Annotated in this window: 22 protein-coding genes; 6 read left to right on the forward strand and 16 right to left on the reverse strand. The window is 38.9% G+C overall.

The window, feature by feature from the left end:
• Positions 1–34: 34 nt before the first annotated feature.
• The 7 genes from IOC57_RS14215 to IOC57_RS14245 form a co-directional block, all read right to left on the reverse strand.
• Positions 35–466, reverse strand: a complete 432-nt coding sequence (locus IOC57_RS14215) for a CBS domain-containing protein (protein ID WP_207439344.1) — start codon at positions 464–466, stop codon at positions 35–37.
• A 79-nt stretch (positions 467–545) separates the two neighbouring features.
• Positions 546–1382 carry an MBL fold metallo-hydrolase gene (locus IOC57_RS14220; RefSeq protein WP_207439345.1) on the reverse strand — a complete coding sequence of 279 codons (837 nt, stop codon included), beginning with the start codon at positions 1380–1382 and terminating at the stop codon, positions 546–548.
• A 348-nt stretch (positions 1383–1730) separates the two neighbouring features.
• The gene (locus IOC57_RS14225) at positions 1731–2711 is read right to left on the reverse strand and encodes an ABC transporter permease (RefSeq protein ID WP_207439346.1); all 981 of its coding nucleotides are present in this window, start codon (positions 2709–2711) and stop codon (positions 1731–1733) included.
• Positions 2704–3618, reverse strand: coding sequence for an ABC transporter ATP-binding protein (locus IOC57_RS14230; RefSeq protein ID WP_207439347.1), 915 nt, complete (start codon positions 3616–3618; stop codon positions 2704–2706). Before IOC57_RS14230 ends, IOC57_RS14225 begins: the two co-directional genes overlap by 8 nt.
• Positions 3615–4406, reverse strand: coding sequence for an SGNH/GDSL hydrolase family protein (locus tag IOC57_RS14235; protein WP_207439348.1), 792 nt, complete (start codon positions 4404–4406; stop codon positions 3615–3617). The genes IOC57_RS14230 and IOC57_RS14235 overlap by 4 nt, the downstream gene beginning before the upstream one ends.
• Before the next feature lie 412 nt (positions 4407–4818).
• On the reverse strand, positions 4819–6009 hold the full coding sequence (locus tag IOC57_RS14240) for an MFS transporter (protein ID WP_396020823.1): 1191 nt from the start codon (positions 6007–6009) through the stop codon (positions 4819–4821).
• Positions 6010–6077: 68 nt separating this feature from the next.
• Positions 6078–8210, reverse strand: a complete 2133-nt coding sequence (locus IOC57_RS14245) for a PAS domain S-box protein (protein WP_207439350.1) — start codon at positions 8208–8210, stop codon at positions 6078–6080.
• Positions 8211–8539: 329 nt separating this feature from the next.
• Between IOC57_RS14245 and IOC57_RS14250 the strand changes: the two genes are divergently transcribed.
• A complete protein-coding gene (locus tag IOC57_RS14250; RefSeq protein ID WP_207439351.1) occupies positions 8540–9448 on the forward strand; it encodes a YitT family protein in 909 nt (302 codons plus the stop codon).
• Positions 9449–9534: 86 nt separating this feature from the next.
• On the opposite strand, the gene IOC57_RS14255 is transcribed toward IOC57_RS14250, so the two are convergent.
• The 4 genes from IOC57_RS14255 to IOC57_RS14270 form a co-directional block, all read right to left on the reverse strand.
• A complete protein-coding gene (locus tag IOC57_RS14255; RefSeq protein WP_034307294.1) occupies positions 9535–9729 on the reverse strand; it encodes a cold-shock protein in 195 nt (64 codons plus the stop codon).
• Between the two features lie 877 nt (positions 9730–10606).
• A complete protein-coding gene (locus tag IOC57_RS14260) occupies positions 10607–10813 on the reverse strand; it encodes a cold-inducible protein YdjO-related protein (RefSeq protein WP_061463486.1) in 207 nt (68 codons plus the stop codon).
• Positions 10814–10938: 125 nt separating this feature from the next.
• Entirely contained in the window at positions 10939–13068 is a 2130-nt protein-coding gene (gene recQ / locus IOC57_RS14265) for a DNA helicase RecQ (RefSeq protein ID WP_207439352.1), read from the reverse strand.
• A gap of 154 nt (positions 13069–13222) precedes the next feature.
• Entirely contained in the window at positions 13223–14071 is an 849-nt protein-coding gene (locus IOC57_RS14270; RefSeq protein WP_207439353.1) for a LysM peptidoglycan-binding and 3D domain-containing protein, read from the reverse strand.
• A gap of 257 nt (positions 14072–14328) precedes the next feature.
• On the opposite strand from IOC57_RS14270, the gene IOC57_RS14275 reads away from it, so the two are divergent.
• Genes IOC57_RS14275 through cotJC form a run of 3 tightly spaced genes read left to right on the forward strand, consistent with a single transcriptional unit; the run spans position 14329 to position 15411 of the window.
• Positions 14329–14562 (forward strand): spore coat associated protein CotJA, encoded by a 234-nt coding sequence (locus IOC57_RS14275; protein ID WP_063234475.1) that lies wholly within the window; start codon positions 14329–14331, stop codon positions 14560–14562.
• Positions 14563–14829 (forward strand): spore coat protein CotJB, encoded by a 267-nt coding sequence (locus IOC57_RS14280; RefSeq protein WP_207439355.1) that lies wholly within the window; start codon positions 14563–14565, stop codon positions 14827–14829. It abuts the gene before it with no gap.
• Positions 14830–14841: 12 nt separating this feature from the next.
• Entirely contained in the window at positions 14842–15411 is a 570-nt protein-coding gene (cotJC, locus tag IOC57_RS14285; RefSeq protein ID WP_034307306.1) for a spore coat protein CotJC, read from the forward strand.
• A 45-nt stretch (positions 15412–15456) separates the two neighbouring features.
• Here the strand turns inward: cotJC and IOC57_RS14290 are convergent, their stop codons facing one another.
• Positions 15457–16329 (reverse strand): CvfB family protein, encoded by an 873-nt coding sequence (locus IOC57_RS14290; protein WP_207439356.1) that lies wholly within the window; start codon positions 16327–16329, stop codon positions 15457–15459.
• Between the two features lie 821 nt (positions 16330–17150).
• A complete protein-coding gene (locus IOC57_RS14295; protein ID WP_286184873.1) occupies positions 17151–18758 on the reverse strand; it encodes a diguanylate cyclase in 1608 nt (535 codons plus the stop codon).
• A 321-nt stretch (positions 18759–19079) separates the two neighbouring features.
• Between IOC57_RS14295 and IOC57_RS14300 the strand changes: the two genes are divergently transcribed.
• Positions 19080–20285 carry an alanyl-tRNA editing protein gene (locus IOC57_RS14300; RefSeq protein WP_207439357.1) on the forward strand — a complete coding sequence of 402 codons (1206 nt, stop codon included), beginning with the start codon at positions 19080–19082 and terminating at the stop codon, positions 20283–20285.
• 264 nt (positions 20286–20549) lie between these two features.
• On the opposite strand, the gene IOC57_RS14305 is transcribed toward IOC57_RS14300, so the two are convergent.
• Entirely contained in the window at positions 20550–20963 is a 414-nt protein-coding gene (locus tag IOC57_RS14305) for a hypothetical protein (protein WP_207439358.1), read from the reverse strand.
• A 78-nt stretch (positions 20964–21041) separates the two neighbouring features.
• On the reverse strand, positions 21042–21233 hold the full coding sequence (locus IOC57_RS14310) for a hypothetical protein (protein WP_063234469.1): 192 nt from the start codon (positions 21231–21233) through the stop codon (positions 21042–21044).
• Positions 21234–21379: 146 nt separating this feature from the next.
• Between IOC57_RS14310 and IOC57_RS14315 the strand changes: the two genes are divergently transcribed.
• Positions 21380–21901, forward strand: coding sequence for a GNAT family N-acetyltransferase (locus tag IOC57_RS14315; protein ID WP_207439359.1), 522 nt, complete (start codon positions 21380–21382; stop codon positions 21899–21901).
• Between the two features lie 36 nt (positions 21902–21937).
• On the opposite strand, the gene IOC57_RS14320 is transcribed toward IOC57_RS14315, so the two are convergent.
• Positions 21938–24187: a HelD family protein gene (locus IOC57_RS14320; protein WP_207439360.1), complete on the reverse strand. Its 2250-nt coding sequence runs from the start codon at positions 24185–24187 to the stop codon at positions 21938–21940.
• Positions 24188–25008: the final 821 nt, after the last annotated feature.

Consider the following 25008-nt stretch of genomic DNA (forward strand, 5'->3'; position numbering starts at 1 on the left):
ACTCTGTTAGCAAAAGCTAACAGAGTTTTTGTTTTTAGTGTTGAATTTGGTCTCTGTCCTCGGAAATTGAACTTAAAGCATCCCCCGCCATTGAATTTGTCTGATGATGTACAGCGAGATCACCTAATGCCACGACTCCGACCAGCTTTTCATTCTCAATGATAGGGAGCCTTCTGATTTGTTCGTTAGCCATTAACTCCTCAGCTTCGTCCACTGACATATCAGGCGTGCCTGTTACAAGGTTGGTGGAAATAACATCGGTAATTCTAGTCGAATTCGGCTTTTTCTCGGCAACACAGCGAATGACGATATCCCTGTCTGTAATGACACCAATTAAATGGTTATTCTCCAATACAGGAATGACACCAACATCATCATTTTTCATTTTGACTGCTGCTTCATAAATATTATCTTCCGCAGTGCAACAGTCCACATCTGTTGTCATGATATCTCTTAATTTAGTCACGAATATCCCTCCATTTTTCATAAGTTGCTTGTTTATTCTTGACTTCTGAAGAGAAATTATTCATGAACACGATCAGGCTTCATTCTACAAATTTCCCATGATCCGGTTTAGCTAATGTATCGAATTCCTTTGCAAGCTTTGATAAACCCATTTCCAGTTCTTTCCCTTCTACAGGATAGCCATGGCCTGTTATGGCAACAGACGGCTTCAGACTTTCCAATGATTTTACCGATTCTTTGGCTGCCTCCCAATCGGTTGTCAAATACCGCGGTGGACCTGCTATTTCTTTGTACTGAGTGATAACCTTGTATAGGGAATCTTGCCTGACATTCACAAAAGCATCTCCAGCAATCAAACTTCGGTCACTTTCGCGGAAAAGTGAAATATGTCCTTTTGAATGGCCAGGGGTGTGAACCCATTTCCAATCGCGTAGCCCGGGAACACTATGATCATCAGGCAATGGCTGAACTTTTTCATCAAGGTTGATTCCCTCATTTGGAAATATCCATGAAATTTTTGCGACAATCCCCCCTTCAACACTAGGATCCGGTTCGGGATAATTTTCCTGTCCCGTTAAATAAGGCATTTCTTTAATGTGGGCATAAACAGGAGCCTTCCAATACTCCATTAACTCAATCAGTGCACCAACATGATCGAAATGTCCATGTGTCAAAATAATGGCAGCAGGTGGATTTTGCGGTCCGTAGATTTCTTCAGCAGTTTTCTTAATCACCTCTGCTGAGCGTGGCATCCCAGCATCTATCAATACCCATTTTTCATTTTTGGGTGACCCTACAAAAATTACATTAACGATTTGGACGGACAGGCAATATATATCCTCATTAATTATCTGTACATCTCCACTTGAAACTGAAGTCATTGGCATTAATTTTTCATTCAAATGATTATCATCCATTTATAATCCTCCTAATTTTGAACATACTGTTTTTGAAAAGGATACCCTGTACAAGAAAATAAAAAACAACCTATATTTTATATAGGCTGCAGACCGTAGACAAATTCGAAGAAAAAGCGAGTTTGCCTGCAGTTTTTTTATTTTAAAAAGGTGCAGATGATTTCAGAAATTCGCTCCCTTCCCGCCAACTGTCTACCAAGCCCTCTTTGCCGCAAGCATCTAGCGGGGTCTCGGCTTTGAGATTAAACCGAGTCTTCTTTTAAATACATGGTTTGGAGTGCGACACCTCGCCCCCCTTTTGTCAACAAACACAGTTAAACATCCAATAATTATTATATAGACCGTTTCTCAGTATACATCCTTCCGGGTAAACACTGTAAAAGATACAATTAAAGCAAGAGCCCACCAAACGAGCAAGGTAATGACAGATGATAATAAAGTCATCCCTTCTATCGGAGGCGCTGTCCCGTTAATATAAGCGGTCAACTTCAAATTCACCATAAAGAAATATTTCGCTGATTCCCATGATGACACCATATTGTTCAATATAGCCCCGGAAATCAATGCAGCCAGCATGATGCCCATGCCTGCAGGTGTGCTTCTCACTAAAACCGAAAGCATGAAAGAAAGGGTCCCTACAACAACCGCCACCAGCCAGACAAGCCCCAAATCCATCATCAGGAATCTCCATTGTTCAACTATCCTAACTTGACTGACATCCACATCAGCCCCCTTCAATTCGAATCCAGTTATTACGGGGGCCCCCCATCCTTGATATCCGAAAACGATTCCTGATAAAAGATAAGACAATAAGGCAGTCATCGCCACGATAATCGAAACCGATAATAATAATGTTACATATTTGCTTAATAGGATTTTCCAGCGCTCCACTGGCCTTGTCAGCAGCAGCTTGATCGTGCCCTGACCATTTTCGGAAGAAACCAAATCACTAGCAACAATCATGATCAACAACGGAATGAATAAATCAATTGCATTTTCCAAAAACATACGTGTAAAAGTGGCTGCACCTGGTTCTGAAGGATTGATATCATGATCAAGATAATATTGCTGCTGCTTCAAACTTACCTGCAGCTGTTCACGCCACTCATCCAGCATCCTATTCGAGCCCAAACGATTTTGAGTATCGATGATTTGCTGCTGAAGCGCTGCACGCCAATCATCAGTTCCCAACTTCTCCCGCTGCTCTTCCACTTGTTTGTATTGGGCATATGTAAACATCAGCACTAAAATACCAACGATGATACCGATTATGATTAGCCGTTTTTTTGCCAACAACTTCATCATTTCATTTTGAACCAAGTTATTCAATGCCTGCACCCCCGTCACCGGTAACTTGCAAAAACAGCTCTTCCAATCCTGGGAGCTTTCGATTCATTTCATGCACCCTCACCCCTGCTTGGTTAAGTGCTGCATTCCATTCAGGTGTTTTGAGTTCATCATAAGCTGTAATGATATATTTTTGATCTAGGGTAACATCAGTGAATCTACTAAGAATTTCCACACCCTTTAGAATAGGTTCCACCCTCCAAACTATCCGCTCCTGCGTGGATAATAAACTTTCCACTGTATCTGTTTTGATAATTCCCCCACCTTTAATAATTGCGACACGGTCACAAAGTTGCTGTATTTCAGCTAATAAGTGTGAAGAAACCAGAACACTCATACCTTCTTCTTCAGCTAACTTTCTGATGAATTGTCGCATTTCACGGATTCCGGCAGGATCTAGGCCGTTAGTCGGTTCATCCAAAATTAACAACTTAGGGCTGTTGAGCATTGCCTGTGCGATCCCTAAACGCTGCCTCATACCTAACGAATAGGTCTTCACTTTATCGTGAATTCTCGCTTGCAGACCGACGAGTTCAACTACCTCGAACATTCTTGTGTCATCAACTTCAGGCAACATTCTTGCAAAGTGGAGCAAATTATCCCACCCGCTCAAAAATGGATATAACTCTGGATTTTCAACGATGCAGCCCATTTGCTTCATAGCCTTCGTAAATTCCTGACGAACATCATACCCGCATATATGGATGGAACCCGAGGTTGGCTTTATCAAACCGACCAACATGCGGATCGTCGTCGTCTTACCTGCACCATTGGGTCCTAAAAAGCCGAAAACCTCACCTTCACGCAGTTCAAAATCTATGCCCTTAATAACTTCCCTTTTGCCAATCTTTTTTTTCAATTCCCTGACAGACAATGTCACCTGTTTCATCGTTCCACATCCTCCCATTTTATTAGAGGAGCAATTCTATCAGCAATTAAACGATATCCCTTTTTATTAGGGTGAAATTTATCTGAATACAAATACTCATTTACCGACAATTGGAATAAATCAAATGTCGGAACGAAAATGGCATTGTCATAAAGAGCAACGACTTCTGCCGCTTCGTTATTCCAGTCCCGTACAATGCTGTTCGTATCAAAGTCTTCATCCAAATCTATAAATGGATTATATAGGCCAAGTAACAAAATGGGAGCTGTATCATTGATTTTATTGATATCTTTAAAAATTTCATGTAAATTTCCCAAGAAATTCTTTTGTGATATAGATGTAGCTTTACGATCATATTCAAGCAGGGTCTGCCCTTTTTGAAATAAATCGTTACCCCCGATTGTAACTAAAATAACATCAGCTGCCTGGATTTGGCGCTTCACTTCCGGTTGTTTCACTTGCTGCATCAATTCTTTAGACACTTGTCCATTAATTCCGAGGTTATGAATGATTGGTTTTTTCTTATATTCATTCTTCAAATCTTCAACAACAAGCCCAACGTAACCTTTGCCTGTTTCATCACCTGTGCCACGTGTCAATGAATCGCCTATCGCCACTACCGTAAAATCATCAGGAAGATCATTTTTAATGGCGGTTTCTTCAATGGCTTCCATATCGGAAGTTCCTTTTCCATAATGGTCAATAATAGCCCATCCAAGGCAAAATAAAAAAAACAGTCCGATAAGGGCTGATACGATGGTAACAACCAACACTTTTGGTTTGCTCAAAAACACTCATCCTCCCATTCATTCTCTATCTTCCATTAAATCATATTTTTTCCAAAACAAGAAACTGATTGATTTGGTTAATAATCCCAACTTCCATTTTTGAATAACTGTCTAATTGATTACTGACCCTGCACGGAATTCCCTTTGATATTATCTGCTCTTTTTAATCAGCCGGTTGCAAGCAAGGGCCTGGAAATATTATGCCAAAACACCGAAATTGGCGCTCGGGACGGCCGGAAGTGATAACATTGACATATGACAATGATGCTTTCATTTAAGCATGTATAATCTATTTAATATTAATTGAGCCGTCCCCAACCTGTACAAGTAAAAAAGACCTTTTCACCAGGAAGGTGAAGAGGTCTCTTGCTTTGAATAAGAAAAAATCCCCAAAATGAATTTTTCATATTTTTCAAAATATCCCTATGGGTTTTTCCACTACTTTTAATTTTTTATCTAACCTCATGAGCCATATTGTAAGCAGCATCCCAATCATCGTGAGTAAACCATAAAATAAATAGACCGCATATATACCTGATTTATCTAAGATTATCCCGCCGCTGAAGGTACTGAACCAGTTCCCCAACCCATTGCCAATGGCGGAATAAAGCGTTATTGCTGTTACTGTTATACGAGCAGGGACAACTTCCCTGATATATTGTAAAGCTGCTGGAATGAATAAACCAAGGGAAAACCCTTGAATGATTGAAGTCACATATACGGTAGCCAAACTTGGTTCGGTGAAGTACAAAACCCAACGGACCAATGAAGCCGTTCCAGCCAATAAGGTAATTGGCAGCAGGCCTATCTTATGAATCCAGGTACCTGCCATTCTCATAAAGGGGATTTCCGATAATACAGCTAATAGGAACGCAATGCCAATTCCTGTATATGTTCCGCCCCTTGCCTCGACAAACAAACCATAGTATACATTATTTGCAAGATTAGGCCCAAAAAGCAAAAATGTTATAGCAAGAAAGATAATAAAACGTTTCATGGTAATCAATTCTTTCATTCCACCGAAAAGTTCCACCTTCCCCCCAGGTGGCTCTTCGGGCAAACGAAGAGCCAGACCAGCCGCGATAAACAGGCCGAAGAAAAAGGCATAAAATATAACGGAAGGACCGATGAAGGATTCAGATAACTTTCCCATTACAAAAACCGCCACACCATAACCAAGGGAACCGAATAAACGGATTTTCCCATAATTCGATTTGATTTTAGTTGTATATTGAAGAGTGATACTATCTGACACTGGTATTATCGCACTTTGAAAGATAGCCAAAGCGATTGCGATGGATAATATAAGTAAGTAGTGCTCGAACAGCAAGTAGCCTAAACCAAATATACCAGCAAGCAATGATGTTATTGCAAGAATTTTGGCTGGTCTTCCGCTCCAATCACAGACAACTCCCCAAAAAGGTTGAAAAACGATCATCACTATCGGTCCAACAGACATGATCGTACCTATTTCAATACCGGACAAACCTGCCTCATTGGCCAAATAAACGCTTAATAGCGGTGTTAAACTTCCCACTGCAAAAAAAGAAAATAGGTAAAATACCTTCAAACTAATAATATTAACATGCTTTTGTTTTTCCAAATCCAGTTCCCCCATGCAAACATCTTCTACAAAGTGTTGATTTTTTTCATTGCTTCCTAATAAGGCTTTTAAATAGGGAGGACGATATTAAAGATTGTACCTTTATTGATCTCACTCTCGACAAAGACATTTCCCAAATGGCTTTCTATAATTTTAAAGCTGATCATGAGACCTAACCCATTACCAGTTTTTTTCGTTGTGAAAAATGGTTCTCCCAGTCTCTTAAGCTGTTCTGGTGGCATCCCAATCCCTGTGTCGATAATGGATATATGCACGTTATCCTCTTTAAGTTCAGTAATGACTTTTATGAACCCGCCATCAGGCATAGCTTCCATCCCATTTCTTATGAAGTTCAATAGGACTTGTTTTAATCGATTCTCATCACACTGAACGAGGATCTCTTCTTCATTACAATATGAAATCAGCGTAATGTTCTTCTTCCTGGCTTCAAACTCCGTCAAGGATACAACGTTTTGAACGATCGGCACAAGATTCTTCCTTTCCAATATCAAGGCCTGTGGTTTGGCCAATTGTAAGAACTCTTCAACTATCTCATTCACACGATCGATTTCATCCATGATTATTTCCAGATATTCTTGTTTATTTTCGTCCGTTTCATCCAATTGCAAAAATTCCGTATACCCTTTCATGGACGTCAGCGGATTCCGTATTTCATGTGCCACCCCAGCAGCAAGCTGACCGACCGCGGCTAATTTATCCTGCCGATGGAGCATCTCTTCCGATTGTTTACGCTCAGTTATGTCATATCTAAGTGCCAAAAACTGAAAAGGCTTTCCTTCTTCGCTGAAAAATGGAACAATTGTTGTATCGACCCAATAAAAACTACCGTCTTTCGCTTTGTTTCTAATTTCACCTTTCCAAACTTTCCGTTCATGGATGGTCTTCCACATTTGTTCAAAGAATTCCTCTGAGTGGTATCCAGAATTAACCATATTATGGGTATGACCTATCAATTCACTTCTTCCATAACCGGAAACCTCCGAGAACTTTTCATTCACTTCGATTATGACTCCTTTATCATCGGTAATCGCCACAATCAAGGATTGGTTGATTGCATAATGCATATCTTCCAGTTCCTTAATTGACCCCTTCAAAGCATTTTCTGCTTTTTTACGACTGGAAATATCCGAACGGATGGAAATATATTGATATGGTTTACCCTTTTTCATAAAAGGAACGATAGTTGTATCCACCCAATAAACATTACCATCTTTAGCTCGATTGCATATTTCACCATTCCATGTTTTCCCTTGACTGATCGTCAACCATAAGTCAGTGAAAAATTCTTTTCCATGATAACCAGAATTGATGATGGAATGATTTTTCCCTATTAGTTCATGTTTTTCATATTGCGATATTTCCAGGAATTTTTCGTTAACATATGTAATGATTCCTTTTGCATCCGTGATGGCGACGATCGCCGATTGATCTAAAGCATAACGGATATCGCTCACAGTATTATCACTTTTTGCCAACCGCCGTCCTACAATCGTACTTGACGCTATCAAGCTGGCAAGGATGAATAATGAAACAAAGCATGTAAGATAAAGCATAAGTGGAGTGAGTGGAACAAATTCACCCGTTTCATTCTTCACGTTCATCGGTAATACTCTCAAAAAAAGATAATAGCCTTCAATGATTGCCCCACTCATCACGAGTGTACTGACTGGTTTCAGAGAAGATTGACTTAATTTATTAAAATAGAATAATATTGCAAGCGCTGCTACGAATAAAATAAAAATACTGAAAAGCGTACTAAAGACCGACAATAGGCTAAAGTGCAAAGAGTGGTTTAATGAAGATGTTCCCATTATATAATTGGATAATATGGCCATCGTAAACATAAAACTGCAAAAAACGATTTGCAGCACTTGTGTTTTATACGATATGGCTAATAACCCAACCCCTGCAAGAGCAATCGCCAAAGCTAACGAAAAAATTATTGTAGAAAAGTTGTACGCTGCCATTCCTGAAGTATCGAGAGTGAATATGATCACAAAATTCAACGTCCAAATAGCCACTCCCATAGAGCAGCTGCTCCCTAGATACACCAGACGTTTATATTTCTCTATCGTCAATAATGTTGTCAGTAAATCCAACGCCGTAAAACACGCCATTATTATCAAGAGTACTGCAACCATAAAGAGGACAGGATTTGATGCTACAATTGAATGTTCCATTTTTCCTCTATCACCTCAACCGTTCTATTCTCCTATATTGTAATGGAATTTCATAGTACATCAAAGGTTTTTCATTTCCTCCCCCCATCTATCAAGAAAATACGATTTCTTTCATAAAATCAAGAAAATGAGAAATACTATTATTTTGTATGGAGTAGAATAGGAATACATGTAATGACAAGCTTTCACAAAAACTTGCTACATCATTGCGGGAGATTATCAATACAGAAATAATTATTCAAGAATGTTAATTACTTTATTTAATTATACCTTACGGTTTATAATTAAATAGAACTTATATAGATAGAAAAGGAGTGGGGGGCATGATTATGTCAGACCTAGCGGGTGCAAGTACAACAGAAATTATGCAGAAGAAGACCCAGCATAAAAAATTAACACTGAGACAAATATTACAGAGAGGTCTATTAATTACAATCGGTGCGGTTTTGATGGCTGTCGGCCTCGAGATTTTTTTAGTGCCGAATAACGTAATCGACGGGGGCATAACGGGTATATCGATTATGTTATCCTACATCACTGGATGGAAGCTCGGTATCTTTCTTTTCATTTTGAATCTTCCTTTCTTTTTTATCGGTTATAAACAGATCGGAAAAACCTTCGCATTTTCTACTCTTTATGGAATTTTAGTCCTTTCCATTACCACTACATTGCTTCATCATGTACCAGCTTTCACTCAAGATATCCTCCTAGCGTCCGCTTTCGGCGGTATGATTCTTGGCGTTGGTGTTGGAATGGTCATTCGATATGGCGGCTCATTGGATGGTACAGAAATACTTGCCATACTCGCTAGTAAGAAGCTTCCTTTTTCCGTTGGGGAGATTGTGATGTTTTTTAATTTATTCATCCTTGGCAGTGCGGGCTTCGTTTTCTCTTGGGATCGTGCCATGTATTCGATCATAGCTTACTTTGTTGCATATAAAACGATGGATATCGTCATCGCAGGTTTAGACGAATCCAAATTTGTTTGGATAATCAGTGATGAATTTGATGATATCGGTGGAGCCATTATGAATCGCCTTGGACGGGGCGTAACCTTTTTAGCTGGTGAAGGTGCTTATTCTGGTGATGATAAAAAAGTCATCTTTTGTGTAATAAACAGGCTTGAGGAAGCTAAACTTAAAGAGATAGTCAAAAGCTTCGATCCATCTGCATTTCTTGCTGTAGGGGACATTGCGGAAGTTCGCGGCGGTCGATTCAAGAAAAAAGATATCCACTAATCATTCACTTGCTTTTTGCCGCATCCGGTTGGCAAAAAGATAAAAAAAGCTGAAGGGAACTCCCCTTCAGCTTTTTTTATCCAGCCTTAATAGTTTCTTGGATTGTTAATTGCTTGAAGCATTCTGGTGCCGGGTTTCATCTCGCTGCTACATAACGGACAAACATGTTCATCATTACTTGTAAAGTTATCGCGAATCCAACCTTTGCAATCTTCTGATGTACATTCCCACACCTTTGTTTCTTCAGGAATGATTTCTTCCGTATTATTTCTTCTATACATATATCTCACTCCTTAGAATTGAATTGACTCCGTCCTGAATAACAGATCACAAGCCATAAAGATAAAAGAAGAATAGATGGCGTTTAATCTAAATCGTGAGTAAATACCCATTCGCAAATCTAAGTTTTGATAATTGTTCTTTCATCCAAACTTTGAATGGGAAGAACTTGAGATTACGACATGAATTTTAAATATCTCTTTATCCATTATATCATATATATGCTGTATATATATGAGTAAAGATTCTAAATAAGAAATGATTCCTTTATAATGTCAGTTCTAATCCAGATAAAAAATGAAACACAGTCCCTGACCTACCCTTCAAGATAATAGGGACTGTGCTGTTTAAGAATCCATTCCATATGGTTCTTCCTGCTCGTTCGGTGAACATTTCAAAACGAATTGAGCATGAGAGTAATTTTTAGTGCCAAAACCTAAAACAATGAAAGCCCTGCCTCTCTCCCATCCATACGGTTCCTAGACCGTGCCTGCGAGAATCAGATAAAAGCTTGTAAGTACATGTTTATTAATTAAAACCGTCCGTAATTCCAATTGGGTAGATTAAATTCCAAAAGATAAATGGTACATAGAAGTAAGTTAATGAAGAACAGAAATGGATCGAGGAAAATACTTGGTGATTACATGTATTTCTTTTTTCTAGATGTGTTTAACTTGTTTCTACTTCATCATGAAATGATGAAAAATTATTTTATTAATAAAAATGTTACTTTAAATTACCCTCCAGTGCATTCTTTTCATAACACTGAAATTTAATAGTACCATACATATTTTTATATGTAAAGCATTAATCCAGAATGAAACCACTCCGGCACTTCTTTCTTAAAATAAAAAATAAAGAGGCTATGATTCACCTCTTTTATTTAAACGCATTATACTCATTTTCAATTTTTGGAAGTTCCCTTACTTCCTCAACTAATTGACTTCCACACATTGGGCAATCATAGTTTTCCGAGGCAAAGTCTTTTCTCATCCAACCATTGCAATCTGCTGATCCGCATGCATATACTATCGTATCTTCCATAACGATTTCTGGTTCCTCTGAATTCTTTTTACCAAAATACATGAGCAACCTCCTCTTTTTATATATAGACTCTGATTAAAGGCTCGAAATTTCACCTTTTTATCATTCCTAGTATACGCATTAAACCAATTTCTTATTTATTCAATGAAAAAATTAACCAAAAAACCTTAACACCTTTCGCTTTCCAACCCCGCTTTAACCAAGATCGCTTTAATCATGAAGTAGGAAATATGCTCAGGCAGTACTTCTTTTAGTGGTTTCAATTTTTCAGAATCCAATTGTTTCGCAGTTTCCAAAACTAGATCATACTCTTTATCCAAGAAAATCTCTTCCCATTTGATTTCCAAGTGTTCTTCTGCACACTTTAATAAATGATTTTCAATTGAAATGGAAGACAGTCCTCTCAAAGTCCCAATTTCCTTGATTGATTTGCCTTCCTGATATAAGCGATAGCTTTCTAAGTGAGATGGTTTAGTAGCCCGCTTTACTGATTCCTTTGTAACCATAGTATTCGTTTCTAATTCAGGATGTGCCTGTACATAATGGGAAATCTCCTGTAAGAACACGGATCCGAAGCGTTCGAACTTCTGCATGCCTACACCTTTAACTTCCAGGAATTCTTTTTCCGTCATCGGCAGTTTGAGGGCCATATCTTTCAAGGATGCATCGGAAAAAATAATAAAGGGCGGTACATTTTCCTTACTTGCCAATTCTTTTCTTAACTGTCTCAACTCTTCGAACAATCCATGATCCGCACTGATGCTGCTTACTTTTTTCATTTCCTTACGCAGAACTTTTTTCTGTCCCAATAGCACTTCCCTGCCAGCATTGGTAACCTTAAGGACCGGAAACTGGCCTCCCGTCATTTCGATGTACTGTTTCGCTGTCAGGAAATCAATGAATTTACCTACCTCCTTCGCAGATTGATCATTGATGATTCCATAGGTTGAAAGCTTCTGAAATCCGAACTCTTCCATTTTCTTATTGCGTGATCCCGTAAGCACTTGGGAAATCATCGTTTTACCGAATCGCTCACCCATACGTAACATGCATGAAAGGACCATCTGTGCCTGTGTAGTCACTTCAACAGAGTCACGTTTATCTGTACAATTTTCGCAATGACCGCAATCGTCTGGGTTTTCTTCTCCGAAGTATCTAAGGATGAAGGCTTGCAAGCACCCCTCGGTAAAACAATAATCCTTCATTCTGTTCAATTTTTTCAATTCCTGGGATTGCCACTCCTCCGAGGGATTTGATTGATCAATCAAAAAACGCTGTATCTGCATATCCTGAGGGGAATATAAGAGGATACATTCACTATCCAAGCCATCCCTCCCTGCACGGCCCGCTTCCTGATAATAACTCTCCATGTTTTTTGGGGTTTGGTAATGGATGACATACCTAACATTCGACTTATCTATTCCCATCCCAAAGGCAGAAGTAGCTACCATCAAGGGAACGTCATCACGAATGAATTGGTCTTGCTGTTCCGACCGGTCTTGTTCATTCATACCAGCATGGTATCGACCTGTTTTGAATCCGGCTTTAATAAGCTTGGTATGCAAGGAATCGACTTCTTTCCTAGTGGCTGCATATATGATACCCGATTCATTTTTGTTTTTTTCTAAATAACGCATTAAAAACCGTCCGCGATTTTCTTCTTTCACAACGGAAAAGAACAGGTTATCTCTGGAAAAACCCGTTGATATTGTATGCTGCGCTGAAATTCCTAGCGACTGACATATATCATCGGTCACATGCGGTGTGGCTGTTGCCGTTAATGCGAGGACAGTCGGAGCTGATGGCATATTTTTCAATAAGGTTTTGATTTTTAAGTAACTTGGTCTGAAGTCATGACCCCATTGAGATATGCAGTGGGCCTCATCAATGGCAACCAATGAAATTTCCACATTAAAAAGATCCTGTTGAAATGAAGGATTTTCCAAACGTTCAGGTGCTACATAAACCAACTTAAATCTGCCTTGCTTAATATCGTTCATTCTTTTGGATGATTCTAACCCAGATATGGAGCTATTGAGAAATGTGGCATCAATCCCATTTTGTTCGAGGGCATCTACTTGGTCCTTCATCAAAGATATAAGTGGGGATATCACGAGTGTTACACCGGGTAACAGAAGGGCTGGTATTTGGTAACATATTGATTTACCTCCGCCTGTAGGCATGATTCCCGCTGTGTTGATTCCTCCCAAAACCTGTTCGATAATCTGTTCCTGACCTTTTCGGAATGACTCATAACCAAAGTATTCTTGTAAATAATCACGTGCTTTTTCCATCAATTTACTACTCCTCCTATTTACCTTGTAAGGATTTATAAGGATCTATATCTTTCATTGTACCTGCTTTTCCCGTGAACCAAAAGGACAAAAAAAGCAGACACATTATGTTTGTGTCTGCTTTTTTCAATATATAAACATATGTTGCATGATTTAATTAATTCAGGATTTGAACTTTGACGTTTTTAACGCCCCAATTCACGGCATCTTTTTCGTTTGGTACAAAAATGTCCACTCTATTCCCTTTGATGGCACTGCCTGTATCAGCTGCCGTCGCATAGCCATAACCCTCTACATAAACTTTAGATCCAAGCGGAATGACTGATGGATCCACGGAAATCACTTTTGCATCAGGATTAGCTTTCAAGTTAACTCCTGTGGCTGTTGTACCGCTGCAGCCTTGACAATCAGCCGTATAGGCAGTTGCTCTAACAGTGATCTCTTTTTCGATTCCTGCTTGATTGTTGGACTCATTTGTGACTGTTTTTTCTGATGAGTCTGCTGGTTCCGATTTTTCAACCGGCTTTGTTTGTTTTGCTGGTTCCGATTGTTCTACTGGTTTTGTTTGTTTTGTTTGTTTTGTTTGTTTTACGGGTGCAGCTTGCTCTGATTTCTGTGCAGGCTCTACACTTGCAGCTTCGACTTTGTTAGCTGCAGGTTTAATGACCAGTTCTTGACCAGGATGGATTGTATCTGAATTTAAACCGTTCCAAGATTTAATAGCATCTACCGCTACATCATATTTGTCTGCAATTTCCGATAATGTGTCCCCTGACTTTACTTTATAATGCTCTTCTTGAGAAATATGTATGGTTTCTCCGGCATAAATCGCGTCTGAAGACAAATCGTTCCAAGATTTAATATCTTCTATTGATACTTTATATGTTTGAGATATCCCCCATAATGTGTCTCCATCTTTCACTTTGACATCTTCTGCTTGTACCGGAATTGTGAATGCACCGGATATTGCAGCCGCTGCCGCTAACGATAAGATTGATTTTTTCATATGTTGTTACCTCCTTGTGAGCTACTTTATAAGCTACGAGTTAAATCTTAACATAGTTCTTTTCCATACAAAGAACAAACAGATAAAGAATAGATGACAAACATCACAGTAAGATAACGGGACTATAACAAGATTTTATAATATTCTGAAATATAATCATTTTCCAATTATTCTCCTTTCCATATCTAGGAAGTCATATTATGCATTACCATGGCATAAGAATTAAAGGCTATATCTTTACAAAGGAGGTATTTTTTGTGACTCGCGAAAAGACTTTTACCTTAGTTAAATCATATAAACCTTTCCATAGTAAATTCGATCCGTGCCCGCCTATTGGGAGAAAGTACTACAGGACACCTCCTAATTTGTATATTAATTTTCAACCGCCGAATCTGGAGCAGTTCACACCTGAGGAAGCTTTGAAATACGGTACACTTTGGAAATTCTTTTATGACTTTTATGATAATCCATATCGGGAAAGGGAGACATAAATGAATAAGAAACTGGATGATGAATATTATCAGTTGCTTGAGCAAATACAGGCTGCGGATTTCGTGCTTGTCGAGTTGGCTCTTTATTTGGATACACATCCTAACGATCAGCAAGCATTACAGCAATTCAATCAATTTCATGAATACTCCAACCAATTGAAATCGGTTTTCGAGCCTAAATATGGTCCATTATTGGGTTTTGGAAACAGTCCAAGCCATGAAAATAAATGGGAATGGGGCCAAGGCCCTTGGCCATGGCAGGTATAAGGAGAGATATCTATGTGGGTGTATGAAAAGAAGCTGCAATATCCAGTTAAAGTAAGAGACTGTAATCCTCGTTTGGCAAAATATTTAATCGAACAATACGGGGGTGCTGATGGTGAGTTGGCTGCAGCCCTCCGATATTTAAATCAACGATATACAATTCCTGATAAAGTGATTGGCCTGCTTACGGATATCGGGACGGAAGAATTTGCCCATCTGGAAATGATCGCCACGATGATTTATAAGCTTACAAAAGACGCCACCCCTCAACAAATGGCTGCAGCTGGCCTAGGTGACCATTATGCCAATCATGATAGTGCCCTTTTTTATCATGACGCAGCAGGAAATCCATTTACTGCCACATATATCCAAGCCAAAGGTGATCCAATTGCAGATTTATATGAAGATATCGCTGCTGAAGAGAAGGCCAGAGCAACCTATCAGTGGTTGATCGACATCTCGGATGATCCTGATATCAATGACTCACTCAGGTTTTTGCGTGAGAGGGAAATTATCCATTCGATGAGGTTTAGGGAAGCTGTGGAGATTTTAAAAGAAGAAAAAGGTAAAAAGAAGTTTTTTTAATGAAATTCACATAAAAAAGCAGCGGAGAAAAATCCGCTGCCTTTTTTATTTACGGTCTGAAGAATATGTCCATCCATCTTCCTGGTAAATCTTTTCTTCCTTCATCAGTTTACCGAGAGCACGCTTGAACGCTCCCTTGCTTAAACCGAAGTGAAACTTGATATCATCAGGTGGCGTTTTGTCGCCATAAGGCATTGCACCGCCGCGATTCATTAAATAAGTGAAAATGACATCAGCATCTTCCCCCATCAGATCTTGTTTAAAAGGGATTAAAGAAACGTTAAGCGTTCCATCTTCTTTACTATCAATGACGCGCCCTTCAACTAATTCACCAAGGCGGGGCTCCTCCTTGCGTTCACTTTCGTGAATGAAACAGCGGTATCCTTCTTGTGATATAAAGAAAGAACCAACCATAAGCAAACGATAGACATTTCCCTTAATACTGGTGTTTCGGACTCCTTTTAAAGGAGCTGTCACTGCAATCTCCTGAATTACATCTTCCGTTGCAAGTTTACCAAACAGGCGGTCATTACGATCTGTCTTAAGGGATACATATAGACGATCACCAACCTCAGGCCATAAACGATCAATATTAGGAAGGTCGTCCAATGATACAAGAATATCTTTGGAAAGACCGATGTCCACAAAAACACCCAGTTTCCTTTTCACATTGACAACTTCTGCCCAGCCATACTGATCAATCTGAATTTCGGGTATCTTCATTGTCGCTGTTAGCCTTGCTTGTTTGTCATGGTAGATAAACACAGTTACTTCATCGCCAAGCTCAAGTTCCGTTCCTTCACTCATTTCATTATGATGAAGTAAGACATCTTCTGAACCATCCGTTAAAAACCATCCGAAATCAGCCTTACGTTCCACTTCTAACTCTACAGCCATGCCGGCCTGAATTTTTTGCATGTATAAAAATCCTCCTGTAACTTACCTTTACCTACAATTGTACCCAATTATTTATTTTTCCAACATATTTGAATTTATCATTTTTTTGTTGTTCTGTATACCTATTACGGTTTTTTATTTTTTATCCTTATATCTTCATGGAATGCCTGCGGGACAAGAAACTGCCCTTGTTTACCGTTACTTAACAAGGTATTCATGATCACGTTGGATACTTGGCCCGTTTTATACGGTTTAACTAAAAAATCCATACCTCCCAAGGAAATTCCCTTCTCTCTTTCGTCAAGTGCGGTCGATACAAAAAACGAGCAACTCATTCAAGTTAGAGGATCCTTTTAATTCCCTCATCATCGTCCAGCCGCTCATCTCTGCCTCTTCAAGAAAGTTATCCGATACGATGGCATCCGGAGGCGGGATTTTTAGCTTTTGAAATGCCTTTCTACTACTTTTGAAATAGCTGACCTAAAGGCACTGTCCACCAATTCATAGTTTACCAGTTCCGTCAACCCAAAGTCCGTTCGTCCAATACGCTTGCGATCTGAATTTTCGACCCTATAAAATTACTGGAATAAATGCGGCTGTGATTCTTTTGTGATGCCTAAACCCTGCCCCATCCGGAGAATATTTGATTGCATAACTTAACAAGTTGGAAAGGGCTTGTTTGATTTTTAAGCGATCCCCTGGAATCTTTGGTTTCGATATGGATCCGAATATCATACTGTGCTGGATTTATTTTCAAATGTTCAATATATCTGTTTACTAGACTCCATTTTGCAAATAGAATTCCATCCATATTCCATCACTGTATATCGTTTTGGCAAGATTTAAATTAACTTCATCAATAGACGCTCTACCCTAGCCTGAAGCTCACTAATGCTAAATGGTTTCGTTACATAATCATCCGCACCAAGTTTCAATGCATTTGCAATATCATCCGTACTTTTCCATCCAGTTAGCATTAAAATGGTGAAAAACTCCGCATTACTGCTTTGTTTCACATTCTGCAGCACTTCAAATCCATCCATGATAGGCATCACTCCATCAAGGATTAAAAAATGCCCTACATCTTCTTTGGCCCGATCGGATTTCAAAAAGGATGGACCGTCTTCATACACAGCGATATTCAAATCAAAGTGTGGTATTTGAAGTGAATGCAAGGCTTTAGTTAAGATGGTCCGGATAATGATATCATCATCGATAACGGACACATTGAGGGATTTCTTGCTGTATCCCGCTTTTTGCATGCCTTCAACTCTTCCTCGGCCTGAGCGTTTCGCCTCAAACAAAGATTTGTCCGCTTCCTCTAATGCCTCCTTGGGCGTAATATTTTCATTATCAACCGTAAAAACACCTGCAGAAAATGTAACCGAAAAAGTCTGACCATTCTGGATGAATTCCTTTGCAGAAAAGTCCTTGATTAATTCTGTTAACTTGCGTTCAGCTTCATCACTCAATGTATCAGGGAATATAATGACGAATTCTTCCCCTCCATACCGACAGATTAAGTCCGAACTCCTGATATTGCTTTTAATGAATTGAGCAAATTCAGCCAGTACAAGGTCGCCCACCGAATGTCCGTATCGATCATTCACCCTTTTAAAGTGATCTAGATCAATTATGCTTATCGATAAGTGGCGCCCTGAGCGCTTATAGTCATTAACATAGCGAGGTAGTGTATCTTCAAGAAATCTTCTATTATATACCTGTGTCAACTCATCAATAAGAACCGATTGATCAAAGATTTTCTTCCGCTGTATATGCCTTTCCATCTTTACGATAAACTCATCAATATCAATCGGTTTACCAATAAAATCATCTGCACCCATCTTGAATGCTTTTATCCGGGAATGTTTATCGTTTTGAATGCTGATCATGATCTTCGGAATGAAATATTTCTCGTTATGGAGGTGAATCTCCTGAAGGATTTGAAAACCATCCTTTGCAGGTAACTGAATATCAAGAATAAGGCAATCCGGCTGCATTTCAAAATATTGATTTGTCGCTTTGACAGGGTCGGCATTCGTTATGACCATCCATCCCTTTTCCTCCAATAGATCTTTCAATAAAATCAACATGGAAATATCATCATCAATGATCTGGATGAGCGGGGCTTGTGAATCACGGACATGCTTGGCTTTTATTTCACCTTCATCAAAATGCTCATATTCATATGTATGTTCAATGAGCTCAAAAAGGAAATTCCTAAGGTCCGTCCGATTCCAGACCTGCTCACTGTCTTCATCCATTCCTTCCAATAGCTGTTCGATAATGACCAGAAGTCCACATAATTGCAACGTTTCAGCCGTCCCTTTGATTGAAAGCAGAAAACGGAATATCTCTTGGGCCGGAATGGACTGCCCTACATCCAACTCTAGCCAATCTGAAAGTTTGTTTTTTATATTCCTAAATAAGCTATTTTTGTATTTTTGCATATTTACAAGGTCCAATTCTTATCACTTAACCCTTTCTCACCTAAATAATATTACGGTTATCCTATTCCTACCAACAATGACTTTTTAACTATATGTATCGATTTAATTACACCGAATTAGGTCTAAAGTGCATTCTTTCAGGCATATTTTACATCATAAGAGTAAGTCTATAAATAAAATATTACCATCTTGCATAATTCATTTGAAATTTGTCATAAAGTTTACTTATTTACCTGACTATTCTTCTAAACCTGCAATTTCAAACTCAGGTATTCCGGTGATATAATTTACTCATCAACTGAAAGGAAAAAGAAATCATCCATGACGAAAAAATTGTATTACACGTCCGCCAAGATTTACGAATGGAATACCAAAATCCAGGAGATCATTGAAGAAAATGGCTTTTACTACATCACTCTTGAAGAAACCGCGTTTTATCCCGAAGGGGGCGGCCAGCCTGCAGATACTGGTAATATAGCAGGAATCACCGTTCTTGATGTTATAAAAAGCAAGGATGGAAAGATTCTACATAAGACGGAAAGCCGGCCAGATTCAGAGACCGTTCACTGTGAACTTGATTGGTCCCGCCGCTTCGATCATATGCAACAGCATAGCGGCCAGCATTTACTCTCCGCTGTCTGCAGGGAACTGTACGACGCTAATACGGTCAGCTTTCACCTTGGAAAGGAATACTTAACAATCGATATAATGTCAGGGTTTCAATGGACTGAAGTACATACGGGTGCTGCTGAAAAGCTGGTTAATCAATATATCATCGAGAATCGTGAAATACTTATCTATAACGTGACAAAAGAGCAATTACAAACACTTCCTGTCGTCAAAATGCCTAAAGTTTCAGAGAATATCCGTATTGTTGAGATAGAAGGGATTGAATATAACCCTTGCGGTGGAACCCATGTAGGGCGTACCGGTGAGATTGGCTTAATAAAAGTTTTCAAAGCGGAGAAGCACAAAGAACATACCCGTCTCTATTTTAAGTGCGGCTTCAGGGCATTGAACGATTATTCTGAAAGTCTAGGAATTCTTTCAGCATTATCGAATAAGTTCAATACCGGACGTACAGAGATCCTGAATCGGGTTGAGAAACTGGAAAATGACTATAAGCAGCTGCTATCAGCAAACGAAAACTTAAAACTTGAAAATGCAAATTTCCTTGCTGACTCCCTGCTTGCAGAAAATGGAGGGGGATTCATCTCTCATATTTTCGAAGATAGCTCAATGAAAGAATTGCTTTACCTTGCAGGTACGATTGTAAAAAAGGAAAAGGTTACCGTATTATTTGCATCACGAAAGGAGCAGAAGGTCATCCTTTCACACAGTGGGGCCATCCCCTTTCATTGCGGACAATTTCTTAAAGCTGAACTCAGTTCGTATAATGGGAAAGGCGGAGGAAACGAACAGACTGCACAAGCAGGTTTTACGTCACAAAATGACTTAATGGCATTTTTCCAATACACAGTTGAAAAATTAGTCCATGAAAACCAATTTAATACACGTTCCAGTTGATTTCAGAAATCCGCTCCCTTTCAGCCGACTGTCTGCCGAGCCTCATCAAAGCAAGCGCCTGTGGGGTCTCAGCTAGCCAGTTATTCGGCAGGAGTGTCGCAAATTTTTTCAATCTATTGAGCTTTCATCCCAAATAAACCATGTAGTATATCCAAACCTTGTTTTAATATTTTGATATTCATCCCCTCGATAAAAAAGAAAAAGGGATTAAAACCATTCTAAACTCGTTTTGTCTAGAGGGAGGACAAATAAAGTCCCCCCTTTTTATTGTTCTATTTTCAATTTCACTAATCCGTGTTCTTCAATATGAAGATGATATTTTTCTTCGAGCTCCAGGATACGTTTAAACGCTTCCTCCTGATTGTATTCAAGGTTTTCCGACTCCTCGGCGAACTCTCTTCTAGCCATATGATAGGCAAGCTTATCCCTGAACACTCCTTCTTCATACTCATCTATGACTTCATGAAGTTGATCCTCCAACTCCCTGCTCAAATCATAAATTTCATATTCCTTCACAAACTTTACTCCTTCCATGCCGAAATCTTTGGCAAAGGAATTGAGATACTGTTCCATCTCACTGAATTCTTTATTATCTTCAGTATCGGAGGCAACCCAATATCCGTACTGAACCATTTTGAATAAAGTTTCATACTGTTTCTTGGTAAAATTGATTTTCATTGTCGATACTCCTTTTCCGGTTTCCTTACAACAAAAAGAATAAACCGCAATGGAGCAAAAGTCCAATGCGGTTTATTCTCAATCCAATATTTCCGTTACAGAAAAATATGCTGCTTTTTCCGTATCTACGACATAGTGGCAATCGCCTTTAACTAAATTATAATAACGGTGCTTTTGAATATTTGAAATCATTTGAGTTGAGTCATCGCCTTCTACTTCATGCTCTATTTCTTTGCCGCCCGGAAAATAAAAACCAACTTTCAATTTCATCTTTCTCATCCTTCCCTTCATCTGGTTGAATCAAATCACTCTTTTAATTCTTATCCTTTCTCATGCAGTTATAAACATAAATTAAATGCTTATTCACTTTTTCCATGATATCCTAAGGAAAAATACGAAAATCAGAAGGTGTTTTTATGAAGATAAGGAAAGCAATGGAAGAAGATATTAATGGAATAGCAAATGTACATATAAACAGCTGGAAAACGACTTATAAAGGAATCCTTCCGGATCAATATTTGTTTTCCTTGAATCCGAAAGCCAAAAAGAAAAACTGGCTAAGAAATTTAAAGATGCTGCATAATGCCACCTTTGTAGCGGAAAACGACAATGGGGAAATCGTTGGTTTCGCTGCCGGTGGACCTGAACAATCGAATGATCCGCATATTCAAGGTGAAGTGTATGCCATTTATTTATTAAAGGAATATCAGCGACGGGGATACGGCCGAAAAATGGTAAAAGAGGTCATCCATGAGCTTATGAAAATGAAACATAAGAATTTAATAATATGGGCATTAAAGGATAATCCTTCATGCGGTTTTTACAGAGCCATTGGCGGTCAAGTGATAGCTGAAAAAAATGTTAAAATGGCAGGCATCGAGCTCATCGAAGTCGGTTTCGGGTGGGGAGATATTCAGGATATCCTTTTGCATCTGTGAGCATATCCCGAGGAGGACGGTTACATCCCCCCTTTTTCATGTCTCGATAAGGAAAGCCTTTTTCTCATTGCCTAAAAAATAAAGCCGGTGCAATGGCCTTGTCATTGTAACGTACAGCAGTTTGATATCAAGCTCATTTCCATGGCAATACGCTTCTTCCAATGATATTGCAAAGACCACATCGAATTCGAGACCTTTGGCTTGATAGGACGGAACTATCAACGTTTTATCTTTAGGGATGTTTCCCGCTTCATCTATTAAATGGAAGTTTTGATTGAATTCACTAAGTTTCTCGTTTGCCAGTTTGCAATCTTTCATCGTTTTGGCAATAACGGCAAACGTTTTAAAACCTTCACCTTTAAGACTTTCGATACGCTCGATCAGCTCTTCTTCCCAACCATCTTTTTCAATGGAAATGAATTCTGGTTCCATGCCATGGCGGACTACTGGTTCAATTTCCGGAAAATCATATGTTAACAACTGAAGTATCTCATTAGCCCTTTTCATTATTTCAACAGTGGTTCTGTAGCTTTTTTGTAATTCAGTATACGTCGCCCTAGGGAAAATACGACTGTGAACCTCTTCCCATGTTTGAAGTCCCCGATATGAATGTATGCCTTGTGCAAGGTCGCCCACAAGGGTGAACATATCAGTATCCACTGCCGTCTTGAGTGCCTGTAACTGCATGAAACTATAATCCTGTGCCTCATCAATGACCACATTTTTTGCTTTGTATTCTTTGGCGACACCAAAAAGCCGCTCCTGAAGATACAATAATGCACCTAAGTCCTCCATCTCATAACTCTTAGCCGTAAATAATTTATGATTATACTCACATAAAACTCTGGCATCTTCGACATTTAGTTTACCGTTGCTGTAGAAGGCAAGACGCTCCGGATTTTGGTACAATTCCTGATAGTGATCCAGGAGATCTTTACTTTTGAATTGCTTAAAATACCCTTTTACCGATGAACGAATCGCCTTTTTGATCTGTCCTATCCTTTCCTCTTTTTTATCAAGACATTTTGTAACAAAATCCTTTCGTATGACTGGATCGATATTCTTATAGAGAGCCTTCTCAATTTTGGCCTCATAAAAATCAACAGCACGTTCAAGCATTATTTTCTTTTTCAATTTCACTTCATTTTGTAAAATGGCTTTCATTTTGTCCAGCCTGGTGTATAACGGTAAATACCAATAATCCTCTTCCAATAACCTAATGAACTTCTTAGCGGAATAAAGGCGATATTTATCACAATAAAAATCAGCATCCGGATGAAAACCCCTGAAAATATCCTTTACATATTCATCCAATATAGTCTTAAATGCAACCGACCCCTTCAGACCTGATATCCAGACGGCTGAATCAATTTCTTCATCATCCTTTTCCAGCAATCGAGTTAATTTATCATCCGCTACAAGCTTCACTTGCTTTCCTATTGCTGCCTGAACATATTCGGAAAATGTGAATTGCTTTACTTTTTCAACACCCAATTCAGGTAAAGCTTCTGATATGTAATCAATGAAAACCCGGCTAGGAGCAAGAATCATTAATTGCCGCGGATCGAACAAGTCTTTATAGTGATATATGAAATAAGAGATCCTATGTAAAGCAATTGTAGTTTTACCACTGCCAGCTGCGCCCTGGACAATTATTGGTTTATTCAAATCTGCACGAATGATTTTATTTTGTTCTTCCTGGATCGTGGTAATGATATCTGTCAATCGATTGCTGGAACTTTTAGATAGGGATTCCTGCAACAATTCATCCGTTGTTGTCAAATCAATGTCCCTGATCTCCTGCAAAACACCTTCTTCTATCATAAGCTGTCTTTTTAAAGTGATGTTCCCGCTGAATGTTTCCCCTTCCGCTTCATATTCAATTTCACCAATCCGTCCCTCATAATAAAGGTTTGCAATCGGTGATCGCCAATCGACGATGATCTGTTCCTGGCTTTCCCTCTGATAAAGCGATGTTTTTCCGAAATAAAGGACTTCGCCACTATCACTGTCATTCCTTTCAAAGTCCACTCTTGCAAAATAGGGCTTTTTACTTGCTTTTCGTAAACTTTCAAGTTCGGTTTTGGACATTTCAAAAAAGTTGGCCGTCGTCAGCAACTGAGAATATAAGCCTGATTCAGACCAATCGGCATCTCCAAAAGCTTCTTGCATATTCCGCTGAAATTGATCTTTGCTTGTTTCCGATGTTTTGATGACTACGTCCATATAACGCTTCGTAAACTCCAGCCGCTGTTGTTCCTGTTCAAAATCAGGGTGATTTCCCATTAAAATCACTTCCCCTTCCTTGTCTTTTTATCTTATTTAATAAATGCCGATGCTAGACGAAATGGACATTTATACTATCAGAAAAGCCAATGGTTGACAAATCTGGAGACATAGAATGATATAGTTGAAATTTACCTTTTCTGTTATTTCAAATAATTTGAAGAATAAACCATATATTCCAGATTGGATTTTACTATAATACGTTGGCTAATGAAAGAGCATCCAAGATGCTTTCAAGAGGAAAAGCTTTGAATACTTTTCAGAAATTCAAAAGAGGAATATATAATAGTACATCTTGGAAAATACCATTACCATCCTGAAAATAGGAAGTTTTTTATTTCATCAGTGGATATCACTTTTATCGATGGCATGATGATAATGGCAATTATACTATTTTCTTTACTCATATATGATATGCAGTGAGATTATTGTATATCAAAAAGATGTCAAATCCATCAAGCAGGCGAACCCTGATCGTGCATTACTTAGGGGGAAACCATACCTACCGCCCTGCTTGTTACTTACTTTATTTATTGGGAAAAGCAGAATTCAGTCCCTTTGGTGTCAATGGGATTGATCGTCGGTGTACTAAATGTCTGTGATGCACGCTTTAATTGACTTTTCCTTCTCCATATGAAAGATGTCGATTAATCTTCCTAAGGTAACATCACAGTTACAACTGGCTCTCCGCTATCCCCAGGCACGGCTACTGCTCTTATGTCATGAAGCTTCTCCTTCCCTTCTACCGTAGCAATTACCTTGAACTTAATTTCTGCTCCCTTGGATGTTTGGCTCTTATTTGCATCATCGATATCCTCTAA

The sequence above is a fragment of the Bacillus sp. SD075 genome, from assembly GCF_017355165.1.
Classification (GTDB): Bacteria; Bacillota; Bacilli; order Bacillales; family DSM-1321; genus Peribacillus.

Excerpts from the sequence above, each read along its gene's own strand:
- IOC57_RS14300 (WP_207439357.1), top strand. The coding sequence starts at position 19,080 with ATGACGAAAAAATTGTATTACACGTCCGCCAAGATTTACGAATGGAAT.
- IOC57_RS14315 (WP_207439359.1), top strand. The coding sequence starts at position 21,380 with ATGAAGATAAGGAAAGCAATGGAAGAAGATATTAATGGAATAGCAAAT.
- IOC57_RS14295 (WP_286184873.1), bottom strand. The coding sequence starts at position 18,758 with ATGCAAAAATACAAAAATAGCTTATTTAGGAATATAAAAAACAAACTT.
- IOC57_RS14280 (WP_207439355.1), top strand. The coding sequence starts at position 14,563 with ATGAATAAGAAACTGGATGATGAATATTATCAGTTGCTTGAGCAAATA.
- IOC57_RS14270 (WP_207439353.1), bottom strand. The coding sequence starts at position 14,071 with ATGAAAAAATCAATCTTATCGTTAGCGGCAGCGGCTGCAATATCCGGT.
- IOC57_RS14250 (WP_207439351.1), top strand. The coding sequence starts at position 8,540 with ATGTCAGACCTAGCGGGTGCAAGTACAACAGAAATTATGCAGAAGAAG.
- IOC57_RS14255 (WP_034307294.1), bottom strand. The coding sequence starts at position 9,729 with ATGTATAGAAGAAATAATACGGAAGAAATCATTCCTGAAGAAACAAAG.
- cotJC (WP_034307306.1), top strand. The coding sequence starts at position 14,842 with ATGTGGGTGTATGAAAAGAAGCTGCAATATCCAGTTAAAGTAAGAGAC.
- IOC57_RS14230 (WP_207439347.1), bottom strand. The coding sequence starts at position 3,618 with ATGAAACAGGTGACATTGTCTGTCAGGGAATTGAAAAAAAAGATTGGC.
- IOC57_RS14310 (WP_063234469.1), bottom strand. The coding sequence starts at position 21,233 with ATGAAATTGAAAGTTGGTTTTTATTTTCCGGGCGGCAAAGAAATAGAG.
- IOC57_RS14245 (WP_207439350.1), bottom strand. The coding sequence starts at position 8,210 with ATGGAACATTCAATTGTAGCATCAAATCCTGTCCTCTTTATGGTTGCA.
- IOC57_RS14305 (WP_207439358.1), bottom strand. The coding sequence starts at position 20,963 with ATGAAAATCAATTTTACCAAGAAACAGTATGAAACTTTATTCAAAATG.
- IOC57_RS14220 (WP_207439345.1), bottom strand. The coding sequence starts at position 1,382 with ATGGATGATAATCATTTGAATGAAAAATTAATGCCAATGACTTCAGTT.
- IOC57_RS14320 (WP_207439360.1), bottom strand. The coding sequence starts at position 24,187 with ATGGGAAATCACCCTGATTTTGAACAGGAACAACAGCGGCTGGAGTTT.
- IOC57_RS14290 (WP_207439356.1), bottom strand. The coding sequence starts at position 16,329 with ATGCAAAAAATTCAGGCCGGCATGGCTGTAGAGTTAGAAGTGGAACGT.
- IOC57_RS14260 (WP_061463486.1), bottom strand. The coding sequence starts at position 10,813 with ATGTATTTTGGTAAAAAGAATTCAGAGGAACCAGAAATCGTTATGGAA.